This is a genomic window from Pontibacter beigongshangensis, assembly GCF_014332515.1.
In the GTDB taxonomy this organism is placed as follows: domain Bacteria; phylum Bacteroidota; class Bacteroidia; order Cytophagales; family Hymenobacteraceae; genus Pontibacter; species Pontibacter beigongshangensis.
Genome location: NZ_VFSD01000023.1, coordinates 52,529 through 68,505 on the forward strand (window position 1 = coordinate 52,529; position 15,977 = coordinate 68,505).

Consider the following 15,977-nt stretch of genomic DNA (forward strand, 5'->3'; position numbering starts at 1 on the left):
ATAAAATCTTAATTCCTATCTTATAAAAAAGTCCTGTATCTTAAGTCCTGCACCCTGTGTCTGCTTTAAAGCAGCAGCAGCAGCACCTCTGGAGGGGCTTTTTCATTGGAATAATTCGGGATGACCGTCTTTTCCCTGATTTTTTAGAAACTTGGCTGGCCACACCCGATTTCCGGGGCAGCCAGCGCAGCAGACGCTCCGGCCATGATAATTTAACGCTACAACAGGCCTGTTGTAGCCAACGGTGGTATACGAGGCTCGGGAAGCTGTCGTTTTAAACAGATCAACAAACAAAAAATAAATTATATGTCACTACTACAAAGCTGGAGATGGTACGGGCCTAACGACCCGGTGTCTTTGCAGGATATTAAACAGGCCGGAGCAACCGGCATAGTAACAGCCCTGCATCATGTTCCAAACGGCCGGGTATGGACCGTAGAGGAGATTCAGAAACGGAAGGATGCGATTGAGCAGGAAGGCCTGGTGTGGAGTGTGGTGGAAAGTGTGCCTGTGCACGAAGCCATTAAGACGCAAGCCGAAGGTTTTGAACAATACATCGAAAACTACAAGCAATCGCTGCGGAACCTGGCAGCCTGCGATATCCGCATCGTGACCTACAACTTTATGCCCGTGCTCGACTGGACACGCACCGACCTGAGCTACACGGTGGACGACGGATCGAAGGCGCTCCGGTTCGAGAAAGCCGCATTTGTGGCCTTCGATGTGCTGATGCTGCAGCGCCAGGGGGCTGAAAAAGACTACTCGCCGCAGGAGCTGGAAAAAGCGAAGCAGCGATTCCAAACCATGAGCGACGAGGAGAAGCTCTTGCTGCAGCGAAACATCATTGCCGGCCTGCCGGGCAGCGAAGAAAGCTTTACACTGGAGCAGTTTCAGCAGGCCCTGGATACCTACAAAGGCATAGATGCCGCCAAACTGCGCCAAAACCTGATTTACTTCCTGCAGCAGGTGGTGCCGGTAGCCGATGAGGCAGGTGTGCAGCTGGTCATTCACCCCGACGACCCTCCTTACGCTATTCTGGGCCTGCCGCGCGTGGTAAGCACCGCGGCAGACGTGACAGCGTTGGTAGAGGCGGTCCCCTCGCTCAACAATGGCCTCTGCTTCTGCACCGGCTCGTTTGGCGTGCGGGCCGACAATGACCTGCCCGGCATTATCAGGCAGTTTGGCGACAGAATTAATTTCGTGCACCTGCGCAGCACCCAGCGCGACGCGGAAGGCAACTTTTACGAAGCCAATCACCTGGAAGGAGACGTAGACATGTACGCTGTGATGAAAGAGCTGGTAGCGTTATCAAAACAGCGCAATACCAGCATTCCGATGCGCCCCGACCATGGCCACCAGATGCTCGACGACCTCCACAAAAAAACCAACCCCGGCTACTCGGCCATAGGCAGGCTGCGGGGCCTGGCAGAACTGCGCGGCCTCGAGATGGGCATAGAGCGGTCGTTGTTCCAGGACAAGTAAGAGTTTTTGAAGGAAGCACGGCAACAGAAAGGCAGGCCTTACCTTTCTGTTGCCGTGCTAATTATGCTAATGAAAATGGCCCTCCGGCGGTTCTGCACCTCCACATGGCCTGGCAGCCGCCTGTTTTCAAAAGGATAGCTGCCCTTTTTTATCTCGACTTTTTATGCTTATTCCGCTCTTAAACCCGGCCATTCCGATAATATTGAACCGGCTTGCCAAATAGCCTTTGCTTACTCTTAAAGGCTTTGTGGTTCGTTAAGGTTGCCTTAAACACAGTTGAAAGCGCAATGGCAGGAAAATCCGGGAGTACAGGTAACATATTCTGACAGGTTTGCTAGCGGAATCCGGGAGCAATCATAACTTCCATCTGGTGCCGGTCATATTAAACTTTACCATCAAACTCCTGCCGCCTGCTCAATAAGTCTCCTCGTGCTTTGTTCTCTGGTCAATGTTGCGCACCTTTCATAAGATGAACTGCTAACCTGCGGCTTTCTGTGCAGAAATTAGCTGCAAAACCGGATTGTTTGCTGCTCGCAAACGGCAGTCGAACACCAGTTTAGGGCAGCGGTACAGCAGCCCCTTGCAGCTCTACAACAGCCTCCACAGATAAGAACCAGCCTCATCTGACCGGATGATGTGCAATAAGGCATCGGTTTTTCCCTATTTACTATTGAATTTGCAAAAAATATGACCACAAGGTTTTTATATTGATAAATTCTTTCTAATTTTTGCCACTTTTTACAAATTTCTAAACAGGAAGGTCTAAAATGATAATTATCATATGTAAGTTCCGAAATAGAAATATCTAATTAGATCGATGCCGCTGCCTACTCTTGTTGGAAAAACTGCTCTGGCAGTTTATAATAATTTTTTATTTAGTTATGACAATTTAATTTTTTAGCCTTGAAACTAGCCGTTCTTAAAGAGAGCAAAGTGCCTGAAAGGAGAGTCGCTCTCACTCCAGACGTGGTAAAATCGCTCACCAAAGCTGGATTTACCTGTGGCATTGAAAGCGGAGCCGGTGTTGAATCCGGTTTCTACGACAATGTATACGAAGATGCCGGTGCCATTATCTTCCCGGACAAAGCGCCCATGCTGCAGGATGCAGATGTGCTGCTGAAGGTAAATGCGCCTACCCTGGAGGAGCTGCAACTGATGCGGGAAGGAAGCGCGTTTATTTCGTTTCTTTATGCCTACACCGTGCCGGAGTTGGTGAGTATCTGTGTGCAGAAAAAGATCTCTGCTTTTGCCATGGATGCCGTGCCGCGTATATCCCGTGCCCAGAAAATGGATGCCCTGAGCTCTCAGGCGAACCTGGGTGGCTATAAAGCCGTGCTCCTGGGAGCCAACGCCCTGGGTAAGATCTTCCCGCTGATGATGACGGCCGCTGGTACTATTACGCCTGCCAGAGTGCTTATATTTGGTGCTGGTGTGGCTGGCCTGCAGGCCATTGCCACTGCCAAGCGCCTGGGTGCCGTGGTGGAGGTGACAGATGTTCGCCCTGAAACCAAAGAGCAGGTAGAGTCGCTGGGAGGCCGCTTCCTGGAAGTGCAGGCCGAAGGTGTGCAAACTGAGGGCGGATACGCCAAGGAGGTGTCGGCGGAGTATCTGCAAAAACAAAAGCAGCTCATTACCAAACATATTGCCGATGCCGACATTGTAATTACAACCGCCCTGGTAATAGGCAAAAAAGCCCCGGTGCTAGTTACGGCCCAGATGGTGGAAAGCATGAAGCCCGGCTCCGTGATCGTGGATATGGCCGTGGAGTCTGGCGGTAACTGCGAGCTGAGCGAGTTCAATAAAACCGTAGTGAAGCATGGGGTCACCATTATCGGAGAGTCTAACCTGCCGGCCCTGGTGCCCGTGAATGCCTCGGAGCTCTATGCCAAAAACGTAAGCACGCTGCTGCTCCACCTGGCCAGCAAAGACGGCTTTAAGTGGGAACTCGACGAAGAAGTGACCAAAGGCTCGCTGATTACCCACCAGGGAGAACTGGTGCATCAATTTACGAAAGAAATTTTAGCCAAAACAGTATGAACGCAGATACCCTTTTAGTACTCCTTTATGTGCTGGTGCTTGCCAGCTTTGTGGGCTTCGAGCTGATCTCGAAGGTACCGCCTACCCTGCATACCCCGCTTATGTCGGGCTCAAACGCTATTTCAGGTATTACCATTGTAGGTGCCATTGTGGCTTCCGGTCCGCAAGACTGGTCAGTGGCCAAGTGGCTGGGCATAGCGGCGCTGCTGCTGGCAACGCTCAACGTGGTGGGTGGCTATGTGGTGACGGACCGTATGCTGCAGATGTTTAAGAAAAAGAAAAAATAAGGCATGTTTGAGAAAGATCTACTTATAAAAATTGCCTACCTGGTAGCCTCCGTGCTATTTATTATGGGCATAAAAATGCTCGGCAAAACTTCTACTGCGCGCAAAGGCAACATCCTTTCTGCGGTAGCCATGTTTATTGCCGTAGCCGTTACCCTCCTCGACAGCCAGGTGCTGAGCCTGACTGAAATTCTGATCACTATCCTGATCGGTTCGATTCTTGGCACTATTGCCGCCCGCCGCGTAGAGATGACTGCCATGCCTGAGATGGTGGCGATCCTGAACGGTTTTGGAGGGGCGTCTTCTGTGTTGGTGGCCACCTCCGAATACTGGCGCATGGCCCATAACAGTGCCCTCACTATGGAAGCGATAATGATAATTACCGTTGTCATCTCCGTTATTATCGGCGCAGTTACGCTAACAGGGTCGTTTGTGGCCTTTGGTAAGCTGAAAGGTATTATCAGTGGCCGTGCCATTATGTTTAGCGGGCAGCATGCCCTCAATGCCATCCTCTTCCTGGCTGCAATCGCGCTATCGGTTATGGTGGTGCTGGAGCCAAATGCGGAAGTCTACATGATTGGTGTAATTGTAATTGCCCTGCTGCTGGGTATCCTCACCGTGATCCCGATTGGTGGTGCCGACATGCCGGTGGTTATCTCCCTGCTGAACTCCTATTCTGGTATTGCAGCTGCGGCCACTGGTTTCGTGCTCAACAACCAGGTGCTTATTATTGCGGGTGCGCTGGTAGGTTCTTCCGGTATCATTCTTACCCAAATCATGTGTAAGGCCATGAACCGCTCCCTTGCCAACGTGTTGCTTGGTGGTTTTGGTCAGACTAAGGCCGGCGTGACGAACGAAAGCGGTGAAGAAATAGTGGTTAAAGAAGTGGGTGTGGAAGAAACCGCCATGCTGTTCGACTCTGCTTCGTCTGTGATCATTGTGCCGGGTTACGGGATGGCCGTTGCGCAGGCCCAGCACATTGTGCGGGAACTGACAGAAATCCTCGAGAAGAGAGGAACAACCGTGAAATTTGCCATACACCCGGTGGCCGGCCGTATGCCTGGTCACATGAACGTATTGCTGGCTGAAGCCAACATCCCATACGACAAACTGGTGGAAATGGACCAGATCAACGACGAGTTCGCCAACACCGACATCGCCCTGATTATAGGTGCCAACGACGTGGTGAACCCGGCTGCCCGCACCAACCCGGGTAGCCCGATTTATGGTATGCCGGTGCTCAATGCCGATAAAGCCAGAACGGTAATTGTGTGTAAGCGCAGCATGAATGCCGGTTATGCCGGTATCGAGAATGAGCTCTTCGGATACCCGAACTGCCTCATGCTGTTTGGCGATGCCAAGTCTTCTATGACCAAAGTAGTAAGCGAACTGAAAGAGTCGGTTACGGCTTAAGTAAGATAGCTTTTTGTAAATACAGCAGCAGCGGTATCTGGTTTCAGATGTCGCTGCTGCTTTTTTGTGGGTAGTATCCGTCTCTACAAAAGCATACTACCACTAGTGCTTCATTTGTTGGACCTTATCCACGGGGCTGTCCCCTGGCAGCCCCTTCTTTGCAGGAACCAGGCCAATTGCTGACTTGCCCACAGAGCGCTGACTGGAGACACCGCACGGAAGCTTAAAGCCCAAAACCCAATTGATAGCGGAATAAACTCTTCCGGAGCACCTACCGAAATAGACTCCTGCGCCAGATCATTCCCGATGCTTTCGGAGGAAACATCCTCTTTGGAGCCTCTGCTGCACCTGTTGCTGCTCCTTTTGCTAGTATAATTGATATTTATCATTAATCGTGGTAGCTTTGGTCATTCATTATCGTATAGAACAGCAGCATCTTTGGCCTGCTTAAAAGACAAATACAAGACCTTAATATCTTTATCTCTGGCAAAATAATCTGTGAACAGAGTCTTCATCATATCGCTTCTGGCCCTCATGCTGCTCCAGACCTTCAGCAAGGTGCTGCTGGTGGTGGATTATCAGGCCAACAAGGAGTATATCATGGAGTTTTTGTGCATAAACCGCGATAAGCCGGAACTGGCATGCGAAGGGAAATGCCAACTTACAAAAAATCTTAAAGAGCAGGAGCAGGCCGAAAAGCAAGGTGGAGACCAAACCCAGGCGAAGGAAGTGCAGGTCAACCTGTTTTGCCAGATACGCTTTTCCTGTGATTTCACCCTGTTTATTTCAAAAAATCCTGCTATCCCATCTCTTGTAAGCGGGCATACCCTCACGCCCAGTTTTGCCTTTTTTCATCCCCCCAAAAGTGTAGTCTGACCTCTGCTGAAGGCACTGTATGTGCCGGAGTACCAGCTTTTGCGCAGGAGTTACTCCTGTGGCAGCTGCCCAATCATTTTTTGTAGACTGCACTTTTACTTTATGAAACGGATATTGTTCTGTGTCGTGTGCCTGTTGGCATGGTGGCACTGTGCCTGCGCACAAACAGGTACCAGTGGTCTGGTGATGGATGCGCTTACTAGAGAACCACTTTATGGCGTTAGCATTCGGCTGAAGCAGGCCAACACAGGTACCCAGACAGGTGCTGACGGGAGTTTTAAGCTGACGGATGCCTTGCCTACAGATACCCTCGTCTATTACTTTATTGGCTACAAATCCAGGGCGGTGGCGGTAGCCAACCATCAGAAAGCTGTGCTGCTGCAGCCATCTTCCAACTTGCTCGATCAGGTAATCGTGTCTGCCAGCCGCGAGGCGCAGGTGCGCACCGATGCCCCCATCGCCATTAGTGCCATCTCCAGAGAAGTCCTGCTCGATACCAGGGCCACCTCGCTGGAGCAGGTATTGAATAAGGTCAGCGGGGTGTATATGGTGAACCTCGGCAATGAGCAGCACACCATGGCCATCCGGCAGCCTATCGGATACAGAAGCCTCTTCCTGTACCTGGAAGACGGCATCCCGATCCGGACTGGCGGCAACTTTAACCACAACGCGCTGATTGAGATGAACATGGCCGCTCTGAAGACCATAGAGGTTATTCGGGGGCCGGCCTCCTCCCTGTATGGCAGCGAAGCCATTGGCGGGGCCATCAACTTTATCACGCAGTCGCCTTCGCAGCTCTTTACGGCCAAACTGCAGGCCGAGGCCAGCGACAGGGGCTACAGAAGAACTGATTTCAGCGTATCGAACACGGTAGGTAAACTGGGGATTTATGCGGCCGGTTATTATGCCGCTCAACGAAACGGGGTAATCGAGCACAGCGATTTTGATAAACTGGCCCTGACCCTCCGCACCGACTACGCCCTGAACGACCGAAGCAAGCTGGTGACTTCTGCCAGCCTGGTAGACTATAAAACTGACCAGACCGGCGGCCTCGACAGCAAGCGCTTCTATGAGGAAGAGTACAGCAGCCTGCACACCTTTACCTACCGTAAAGTAAATGCCTTCCGGCTGAGAAGTACCCTGGAGCACGAGTGGAACGCTTTGAACAGCACCCGCCTCACACTCTTTTTCCGCAACAACAGCATCGGGCAGAATCCTTTCTATGTCATCAAAAACACGGCAGGCAACTCCTTAAATGCAAAAGGAGAAATTAACGAGGATGCCTTCCAGAGCTTTGGGCTGCTGGGGCAGCATCGCAAAACCTTTTCTTTTCTGAATGCCCAACTCATAGGCGGCCTGAGCGCAGACTATAGCCCCGCTGCCTACCATGCGCAGCAAATCGACATCGACAGAGATGATACCGGTAAATATATCCGCTATCATAACACAGGTGTATTACTGACGGATTATAACGTGAAACTTCTGAACACGGCAGCTTATGCCCAGTTCGAGATGAATCCAATAGAAAAACTAAAGGCGGTTGCCTCCCTGCGCTACGACCGGATGGACTTTGCCTTTGATAACCACCTGGAGCCAGGGGCGTTTTCGGGGGCACCAGATGAGAAGAACGGGTTTAATAGCCTGACTCCAAAGCTTGGCCTGACTTACGACCTGGGCAGGAGCAAGGGGCTGTATGCGAATTACAGCGTAGGGTTCACGCCTCCTCAGATCTCGGAGCTGTACCGGGGGGTGCAGGTGCCAGCACTAAAGCCTGCCAACTATTACAACTACGAAGCTGGAGGCTGGCTTAGCTTTGCACAGGCCAAAGGTTACATCGACCTGAGCGTGTACCAGCTCGATGGCATCAACGAAATAGTATCGGTGCGCTTAGATGATGGCTCTTACGAGAACCAGAACACGGGTAAAACCCGGCATCGGGGAGTGGAATATACTTTGCGGTACAATCCTTTCGAGTGTTTGGCTTTCCGGTTCAGTGGCACCAATGCCCGGCATACGTACCTTCGGTTTGTGGAGCGCGGGGCTGATTTTGGCGGGAACGAAATGGCCACAGCGCCACGGTTTATCAGCAATGCGGAGCTTACCTACAAACCCGCTTTCGCCCAAGGCCTGCGCCTAAGCCTGGAGTGGCAGCACCTTGGCAAATACTACATGGACCCGGCCAACTCTGAGACTTATAAGGGCTACGACCTGCTGCATGCCCGCCTGGGTTACCACATCAGGGGCTTTGATGTGTGGCTGAATATGCTGAACCTGGGAAATGCCTTGTATGCCACCACTGCCGATAAGTTTGCTTATGGCCACAATTACCGGGTAGGCAGCCCACGCACCACACATGTGGGAGTGGCCTATACTTTTGCGGCGAAGTCGCGATAAATTCTTGTTTTCTGGTTTATAAACGCACCCTCATGATGTTGTTCATTCAAAAAATAACCACCTTCTCTTTTTTCGGCCTGCTCCTGCTGGCAGGTTGTCAGGCAAACGTTTCGGATAGTGCAGAAACTGAATTGCCTGCTGCTCAAAGAATTTCCGGACTTGGTTTAGCGGCTTCGTGCCCCTATCTTACTCAAAACCGGGAGGGGCAGGCGGTGCTGAGCTGGGTGCAGGCAAGCGACCCGGCAGGCAACTACCTGCTGCATTATGCTGTTTCTGCGGACAGTGGCAAAACGTTTAACACACCACGAGCCATTCCCACTACCAAAGGCGTATACCCGCACGATGAAAACCTGTCGAAGATCCTGTTCCGGAAGAACGGGGACCTGATCGCCATGTTTGCAGTAAGCAACCCAAACGACCAGAACAGCTACGCAGGCCTGGTCTACTATACCCAGTCCTTCGACGGGGGCAGCAACTGGACAGCGCCCAGGCAGCTGGCGGAGAATACAGCAGAGAGCATAGACGAGCGCTATTTTGACATGGAACTGTTGCCGGACGGCGAAGTGGCTGCCATCTGGTTGGACAGTCGCAAAGAGGCCGGGGCACATGGCTCCTCCCTCTACTTTGCCAGCACCAGGGGCCGCGAAGGCTTTGAGGGGGAGAAGGTAATAGATACGGACCTCTGCCAATGCTGCCGCACCGACCTGTACCTGGATGAGCGGGGGAAGCTGCACGTGGCCTACCGGGGTATTCTGAACAAGCAGATCCGGGACATGATGTACATGGTGTCGGCAGACGGTGGCAGGAGCTTTTCTAAACCAGCACGCATCAGCGAAGACAACTGGCTGATTGATGGCTGCCCCCACACCGGCCCGGCCATGACCTCTAACCAGAACGGCATGCACTACGCCTGGTTTACGATGGGAGGGGGCCATGGCGTATACTACGCCCAAAAGTCGCATGGCAAGGCATTCAGCCCGAGAGAAGCAGTTAGCCAGGCTCCCGCAGCCAAGCACCCGCAGATGGCCTCTTTCGGATCAGGTAAGCTGGCAATTGTATGGGACGAGCGCAGCCAGGAATCAGCAGGAGCCGGCAACTTTATCGGCTTGCAGCTGAGAGGGGAGAAGGGGGAACAGCTGCTGACGAAGCACCTGACACCGGATACCATCAGTGCCGTGTATCCGGTTATTATGCCTGTGAGCGAACACAATCTGCTTGTGGCTTATACGGTAAAATCTGATGGCCCGGCGGAGGTTTGGTATCAGGTAGTTGCCGGTAAGTAGGCTATTGTCTTTTTGATGGGCCATAGAAGCTACTTTAACTGATAGCACACCAAGTACATCCAAGTAAATTTTGTTGAACAGAAGCAAAATTATTCCAATGAAAAAGACCCTCCAGAGGCATTTAGCCCTTGTTCCCTGGTCCTTCATCCGTAAGAAATTAGTTGATTGTACTCAGAACCAATGCACAGGACTTTTGATTAGTTAAGAGTTAAAAGTGAAATATGATTAAAGCTTGCCCTGGTCGTTCATTTCCAAAACAACCATTTAACAACCAACAATCAAATTATTCTAATGAAAAAGGCCCTCCGGAGCTTTGCTGCTGGTTCTGCTGCACAGGCAGTTTTTATGGCAGCCTAGCACTACCTCTAAACGGGCCAGACATCGTCAGGAGATAAGGATACAGATACTTTATCTCCTGCTTCGAACGGCACAGGGCCTGTTCTTACCGTAACAATTTTTTCTGCCAGCCGCACATCAACTTCATAATGGCTGCCGTAGTACTTCACCTGCTCTACGATTCCCGGGGTGCCCTGGCTTGTATCGGCGTGTATTTTAAAGTTCTCCGGTCGTACCAGCAAGCTTTTTTCGTTCAGTGCGGTGTCGGGTATGGCAGAAAGTGCTTTAGCCATGGCACCATGCAGAAGGTTATAGCTGCCGAACAGCGCTGCGGTGTACTCATTTACCGGCTGTTTGTAAATCTGCTCCGGCGTGCCTTGCTGGATGATCTGCCCGGCATGCAGCACCAGAATCTCATCTGCCCAGGAGAGCGTGTCCTGCGGGTCGTGGGAGATCAGGATGCAGGTGATGTCCAGCTTCTCGCCGATGTCGTGGATAATGGATTTCAGGATTTTTTTGTGGGCGCCGTCCAGGTTCGAAAAAGGCTCGTCGAGCAGGAGCAGGCGGGGTCTTTTTATCAGCAGCCTGGCCAGGGCAATGCGCTGGCGCTCCCCACCCGACAGCTGGTTTGTCTGGCGCTTGGTTAAATGGCTGATTCTGCAGACCTCATACAAGTCCTCTGCCTCCTGGGCTGAAAGCTTGTTGGCGTATTTCAGGATCTGCTCCACCCGCAAAAACTGGGGCAGCTCAAACTGCTGCGACAGGTAAAAGATATGCGGATGCCCCGGCACCAGTTTCTCGGCCGGGCCAATAACTTTTTTGCCCTCAAAAAACACCTCCCCGCTGCTGGGCTCTGTCAGTCCTGCTATAATCTGCAGCAAGGTGCTTTTACCCGACCCGGTTTCTCCGGCAATGGCAATTTTCTTAAACTCCTGCTGCGAAAAACTGATATCCTTCAGAACAGCATTTCCATTTTCCTGCAGACTTACTCCCGCTACTTCTAACAAACTCATATAATTACAAATGGCTCTTCAGATTTTGCCTGTTTTCAGGGTTTGGCAGCTCAAAGCCTTTACCCGGGTGCAAATCTGATAATATATCCTTAAAGAAACATAGAAGAATCGACACGATCAAACACTTTGCCTGGCCGGGACTTTTCTGGTTGCCTGCTGCCTGCTGTTATTGCTGCCGGCTGTTGCTGGTCGAACCTGAGGAAGTGGCGCTATTGAAGAGAAAACGGCGGTGAATCAGTCATCAGCCGCGTATGCCGGCGCACACTAAAAGCCTGGCCGTGCAAACCAGGCACATCAGGTGCTACCGGAACTGTAGCAGGAGCCGCTGGCAATTATTCTAATCAAAACACCCCTCGCGAGGTTATGACAGCCCACTGCTCTGATTTGGCCGAGGCGGTCGCTACTGGTTTGTATGTAGTATAGGGCTGCTGGCTGCGCAGGTGCTGTGATCGGTCCCGAGATAAAATATGGGGCGTTGTTTTTTTAATTAATCTGCTATATTTCAGCACTTTACGGTTGTTTTATAAATAGAATACGTACACTACTATACACATGCTGCTCCTTATGTTGGTGAGGATGTATGGTCAAGACGCTATCCATCAGAATTCCCTGTCAGGTTATATTTATTTCATGAACAATTTTAAAAGTGCCAATGAGTACATATGCATTAAGGATGCTTGGTGGGGGAACTACAGAGCTTTCGAAAAAAGATGTCATACAATTCGCAGCCAACCTGCGGGGAGAGCTGTTCACACCCGACTCACCTGATTACGACCAGCTACGCACCGTCTGGAATGGGATGGTGAACCGGAAGCCGGCCCTGATTATCCGGTGCGCTGGCGTTGCGGACATAATGCACGCCGTGGCCTTTGCGCGCAGGCACCGTTTGCTTGTTTCGGTGCGCGGGGGCGGCCATAATATTGCCGGCAGCGCTGTTTGCGACGGAGGCCTGATGATAGACCTTTCGCACATGCGCTCGGTCCGGATAGATCCACTCCGAAAAACAGCCCGTGTGGAGCCCGGCTGCACGCTGGCCGATTTCGACCACGAGGCGCAGGCCTTTGGGCTGGCCACACCCGTGGGCATAAACTCCACCACAGGCATTGCCGGTCTTACGCTGGGTGGCGGGTTTGGCTGGCTCAGCCGCAAGTATGGCCTAACGGTCGACAATCTTTTGTCTGCTGATATTGTTACGGCCGACAGCCAGTTGGTTACCGTTAGCAAAGACAGCCATGCGGACCTGTTTTGGGCGATCCGGGGCGGAGGCGGCAATTTTGGGGTAATTACTTCTTTTGAGTATGAGCTGCACCCCGTAGGGCCCGAAGTGCTCTCCGGCCTGATCGTGCACCCGTTCCAGGACGCTAAAAAAGTGATGCAGTTCTACCGCCAGTTTACCGCCTCCTTGCCAGACGAGGCAGTAGTATGGGCCGTGCTCCGCAAAGCTCCTCCGCTCCCTTTTCTGCCCCAGGAATGGCATGGCAAAGAGGTCGTGGTGCTGGCGGTGTTCTACGAAGGCGATGCAAGTGTAGGTAAGGCCGTGCTGGATCCGCTTCGGGCTTTTGGCAACCCTATTGCCGATGTGGTAGGGCCACACCCGTATGCCGGTTGGCAGCAGGCCTTCGATCCGCTGCTGACGGCAGGTGCCCGCAACTATTGGAAATCGCACAACTTTAGTGAGCTGAGCGATGAGGCCCTTGATGTGCTGATCGATTACGCCAGTCAGCTGCCGTCGCCACACACCGAGATCTTTGTGGCGCAGGTTGGTGGGCAGGTGAGCCGGGTCGGTAAACAGGAAACTCCCTATCCGCACCGCGATGCCAACTATATCCTGAACGTGCATGCCCGCTGGGAAGACCCTTCAGAGGATGACCTGTGCACTGCCTGGGCCCGGGCTTTTTTCAGGGACTCCACTCCGTTTGCTATGGGAGGGGTGTATGTCAACTTCCTGACACAAGAGGAAACCGACCGCATTCAGGCGGCTTATGGCCCGAATTTAGACCGGCTGGTGGAAATAAAAGGCAGGTACGATGCAGGCAACCTGTTCCGGTCTAACCAGAATATAAAGCCAGGCACCTTTGCCTGAGCCGCCGCCGCTGTTCCCGCCCGGTGCTGCGGGTACTCCTGACCTGATCCTGGCAAAGTAGTTTCCGGTTCAGGCTACTCAGCGGCTAAAGGCAGTTCTGTGCTAGAATGCAGGGTAGGCAGCAATCTTGGTGTAAGCCTATTGGGTTGATATAGAGGGTTTTGGTTTGGCTGATGCTGAATAATGGAAACTTAGAGCACGAATGCGCCACTCCTTGTCCTCTATTACCGTACACCTGATTTTCAGAAGAAGCTAAACAAACCTTTTAGGGGCTAATAAACAAACAATCTGTTTTTGAAACTCAGGTTGGTTGCGGTTGCCTTGCGGTACATCATATCCAGACTTTTAAGAACTGGAGCCGGGAGGCGAAACAGCAGGATCAGCTTTCTGACATGCTCTGTATATGGAAAAGTGTTTTTAGTACTTCGTTGCGAGCTGCCCCCTCCTCAGAAAGCTGGGTTTTATCGCAAAAAATGTTGGGAGCTACGGGTATTCTGCTTTTCTTTATGATCCTGAATGCTACTAGTTGGCTTGCAATGATGCCGGGCAGCAGCTTTGCACCTGCTCTTTCCTCACCCGAAGGATTTAACTCCCGGCAGAACCGGATTCAACTGAAAACCTTGTACAATAGTAATTGTATTGGCACTTTAAAACAAACATGAATTCAGACCTAAACATTTTGCCCACTACCACCCAGGCAGCATCGACAACGGAAGATCATTTCCGGTTTTTGATAGAGCAGGTGACCGACTATGCTATTTTTCTGTTAGACACCACAGGCCATATAGTTTCCTGGAACGCCGGCGCCAGAATAATAAAGCAGTACGAGCCCGAAGAGATCATAGGAAAACATTTTTCGGTTTTTTACACAGCAGAGGCCAAGGCAGAAGACTACCCGGGCATGGAGCTGAAGGAAGCCAGGGCCAAAGGCAGATTTGAGGACGAAGGGTGGCGCGTGCGCAAAGACGGGTCGGTGTTCTGGGCCAACGTCATTATAACCACTTTATACAACGACCAGAAAGAGTTTATCGGCTTCTCTAAGGTAACCCGTAACCTGTCGGAGCGGAAAAAGGCAGAAGACGATCTGTATAAGTTTATAGATGAGCTAAAGGAAAGCGAAGAAAGATTCCGGCTCTTGATTGAAGGAGTAAGCGACTATGCCATCTTTATGCTGGACCCGGCAGGCAACGTGGCCACCTGGAACGAAGGCGCCAGAAAAATGAAAGGCTATGAGAGCGAGGAGATTATTGGCCGCTTCTTTTCAAAATTCTATAGCCGGGAGGCCGTATTGCAGGGGTTTCCGGAATTTGAGTTAACCCAGGCCCGAACCCATGGCCGCTTTGAAGATGAAGGCTGGCGGTACCGGAAAGATGGATCAGCTTTCTGGGCCAACACCGTGCTCACGGCTATGTACAATTCGGAAAAGGAGTTTATCGGCTTCTCCAAAATTACCCGCGACCTGACCGAACGGAAAAAGCTGGAACAGCAGCTGTACCGCATCAACGACGAACTAAAGGAAAGCGAGGAAAAAACGCAGCTGCTCATAAACAGTGTAAAAGATTATGCCATCATGATGCTCAACGTTGAGGGCTACATCATGAGCTGGAATACGGGCGCGGAGCGCATGAAGGGCTATAGTGCTAAAGAGATTACAGGCAAACATTTCTCGGTCTTCTACTCGCGCGAGGCAAGGGAGGAGGGCTTCCCGCAGTTTGAGCTGAGCAAAGCCATTGAGAAAGGACATTTTGAAGACGAGGGGTGGCGCATCCGCAAAGACGGCACTGCTTTCTGGGCAAACGTGACGATCTCTCCTATCTATAACCCAAACAACCGGCTGCTGGGCTTTGCCAAAATTACCCGCGACCTGACGGAGCGCCGCCGAAACGAGGAACTGATGCAGAAGAACAAGGAGCTGATCCGGATCAACAACGAACTCGACAGCTTTGTGTATGCCGCTTCGCACGACCTTAAAGCACCGGTCATCAACATGGAAATGCTCCTCACAGCCCTGGAGGAAGATATGGGGGCGGAGCGGGAAAAGCACCAGGAACTGCTCACTATGATGGCAGGCTCCATCAGCACCCTTAAAGATGTAATCAGCGACTTAGGGGATGTGATTAAGCTGCAGCAGGAAAAAGAGAAGCCCGTGAACGTTCCTATACTGGAGCTCCTGCAGGAGGTGAAGGCAAATCTGCGCGACCTGATCCGGGCGAACAAAGCCGAGATTGTGGTGGAGGAGCTGGCGTTCGAGAGCCTGAATTTTTCACGTAAGAACCTTCGGAGCATTCTCTTCAACCTTATCTCCAATGCCATCAAGTACCGCGATCCGCAGAAAACGCCTCTGGTCAGAATCAGCACCGCCAGGTCGGCCTCCGGCGATTATGTTTTATCGGTGGCTGATAACGGCCTGGGGGTTTCAAAAAACCAGCTCACCAAAATCTTCTCGATGTTTAAGCGTGCCCACGACCATGTAGAAGGCACTGGCATTGGCCTATACCTGGTTAAGAAGATACTGGAAAACTCAGGCGACAGTATTATGGTTGAAAGTGAGGTAGGAAAGGGCTCTGTGTTTAAAGTTGTTTTTAAACAGTAGGGGCCGTTTTCATTCGCATAATTAGCGCTTGGTACTTAATTATTCGAATGAAAACGGCCCTCCGGAGGTTCATTCCCCTTCTTATTCTGCTGCTGCCCGCTACTCTGCTGGACTTGCTGGTCCAGAGGCTATTTGAAACTGACTTCCGAATCCGCAAGTGAGCGCAGGAGGATCAGGAAATCC

At 51.7% G+C, this 15,977-nt stretch carries 10 protein-coding genes; 9 read left to right on the top strand and 1 reads right to left on the bottom strand.

The genetic code is table 11. From position 1 onward, the window contains the following. The first annotated feature begins 306 nt into the window (after nt 1-306). The 7 genes from uxuA to FJM74_RS17430 all read left to right on the top strand — a co-directional run bounded on the left by uxuA (nt 307) and on the right by FJM74_RS17430 (nt 9,769). Nucleotides 307-1,482, top strand: a complete 1,176-nt coding sequence (gene uxuA / locus FJM74_RS17400) for a mannonate dehydratase (RefSeq protein WP_187263911.1) — start codon at nt 307-309, stop codon at nt 1,480-1,482. A gap of 903 nt (nt 1,483-2,385) precedes the next feature. Further along, nucleotides 2,386-3,519: a Re/Si-specific NAD(P)(+) transhydrogenase subunit alpha gene (locus tag FJM74_RS17405; protein ID WP_187263912.1), complete on the top strand. Its 1,134-nt coding sequence runs from the start codon at nt 2,386-2,388 to the stop codon at nt 3,517-3,519. Next, nucleotides 3,516-3,806 carry an NAD(P) transhydrogenase subunit alpha gene (locus FJM74_RS17410; RefSeq protein ID WP_187263913.1) on the top strand — a complete coding sequence of 97 codons (291 nt, stop codon included), beginning with the start codon at nt 3,516-3,518 and terminating at the stop codon, nt 3,804-3,806. Before FJM74_RS17405 ends, FJM74_RS17410 begins: the two co-directional genes overlap by 4 nt. A gap of 3 nt (nt 3,807-3,809) precedes the next feature. After that, a complete protein-coding gene (locus FJM74_RS17415) occupies nt 3,810-5,216 on the top strand; it encodes an NAD(P)(+) transhydrogenase (Re/Si-specific) subunit beta (RefSeq protein WP_187263914.1) in 1,407 nt (468 codons plus the stop codon). Between the two features lie 498 nt (nt 5,217-5,714). Continuing rightward, nucleotides 5,715-6,092 (top strand): hypothetical protein, encoded by a 378-nt coding sequence (locus tag FJM74_RS17420; RefSeq protein ID WP_187263915.1) that lies wholly within the window; start codon nt 5,715-5,717, stop codon nt 6,090-6,092. Between the two features lie 102 nt (nt 6,093-6,194). Further along, nucleotides 6,195-8,486, top strand: coding sequence for a TonB-dependent receptor (locus FJM74_RS17425; RefSeq protein WP_187263916.1), 2,292 nt, complete (start codon nt 6,195-6,197; stop codon nt 8,484-8,486). Nucleotides 8,487-8,518: 32 nt separating this feature from the next. Next, nucleotides 8,519-9,769, top strand: a complete 1,251-nt coding sequence (locus FJM74_RS17430; protein WP_187263917.1) for a sialidase family protein — start codon at nt 8,519-8,521, stop codon at nt 9,767-9,769. Between the two features lie 365 nt (nt 9,770-10,134). Here FJM74_RS17430 and FJM74_RS17435 read toward each other — a convergent pair whose 3' ends face one another. Next, entirely contained in the window at nt 10,135-11,118 is a 984-nt protein-coding gene (locus tag FJM74_RS17435; RefSeq protein ID WP_187263918.1) for an ABC transporter ATP-binding protein, read from the bottom strand. 652 nt (nt 11,119-11,770) lie between these two features. Here FJM74_RS17435 and FJM74_RS17440 point away from each other — a divergent pair. Both FJM74_RS17440 and FJM74_RS17445 read left to right on the top strand, forming a co-directional pair. After that, nucleotides 11,771-13,201 carry an FAD-binding oxidoreductase gene (locus FJM74_RS17440; protein WP_187263919.1) on the top strand — a complete coding sequence of 477 codons (1,431 nt, stop codon included), beginning with the start codon at nt 11,771-11,773 and terminating at the stop codon, nt 13,199-13,201. A 658-nt stretch (nt 13,202-13,859) separates the two neighbouring features. Then, nucleotides 13,860-15,794, top strand: a complete 1,935-nt coding sequence (locus FJM74_RS17445; RefSeq protein WP_187263920.1) for a PAS domain-containing sensor histidine kinase — start codon at nt 13,860-13,862, stop codon at nt 15,792-15,794. Nucleotides 15,795-15,977: the final 183 nt, after the last annotated feature.

Bases quoted from the DNA above. Each gene is read 5' to 3' on its own strand.
- uxuA (WP_187263911.1), top strand. From the start codon at position 307: ATGTCACTACTACAAAGCTGGAGATGGTACGGGCCTAACGACCCGGTG.
- FJM74_RS17410 (WP_187263913.1), top strand. From the start codon at position 3,516: ATGAACGCAGATACCCTTTTAGTACTCCTTTATGTGCTGGTGCTTGCC.
- FJM74_RS17415 (WP_187263914.1), top strand. From the start codon at position 3,810: ATGTTTGAGAAAGATCTACTTATAAAAATTGCCTACCTGGTAGCCTCC.
- FJM74_RS17425 (WP_187263916.1), top strand. From the start codon at position 6,195: ATGAAACGGATATTGTTCTGTGTCGTGTGCCTGTTGGCATGGTGGCAC.
- FJM74_RS17430 (WP_187263917.1), top strand. From the start codon at position 8,519: ATGATGTTGTTCATTCAAAAAATAACCACCTTCTCTTTTTTCGGCCTG.
- FJM74_RS17435 (WP_187263918.1), bottom strand. From the start codon at position 11,118: ATGAGTTTGTTAGAAGTAGCGGGAGTAAGTCTGCAGGAAAATGGAAAT.
- FJM74_RS17440 (WP_187263919.1), top strand. From the start codon at position 11,771: ATGAGTACATATGCATTAAGGATGCTTGGTGGGGGAACTACAGAGCTT.
- FJM74_RS17445 (WP_187263920.1), top strand. From the start codon at position 13,860: ATGAATTCAGACCTAAACATTTTGCCCACTACCACCCAGGCAGCATCG.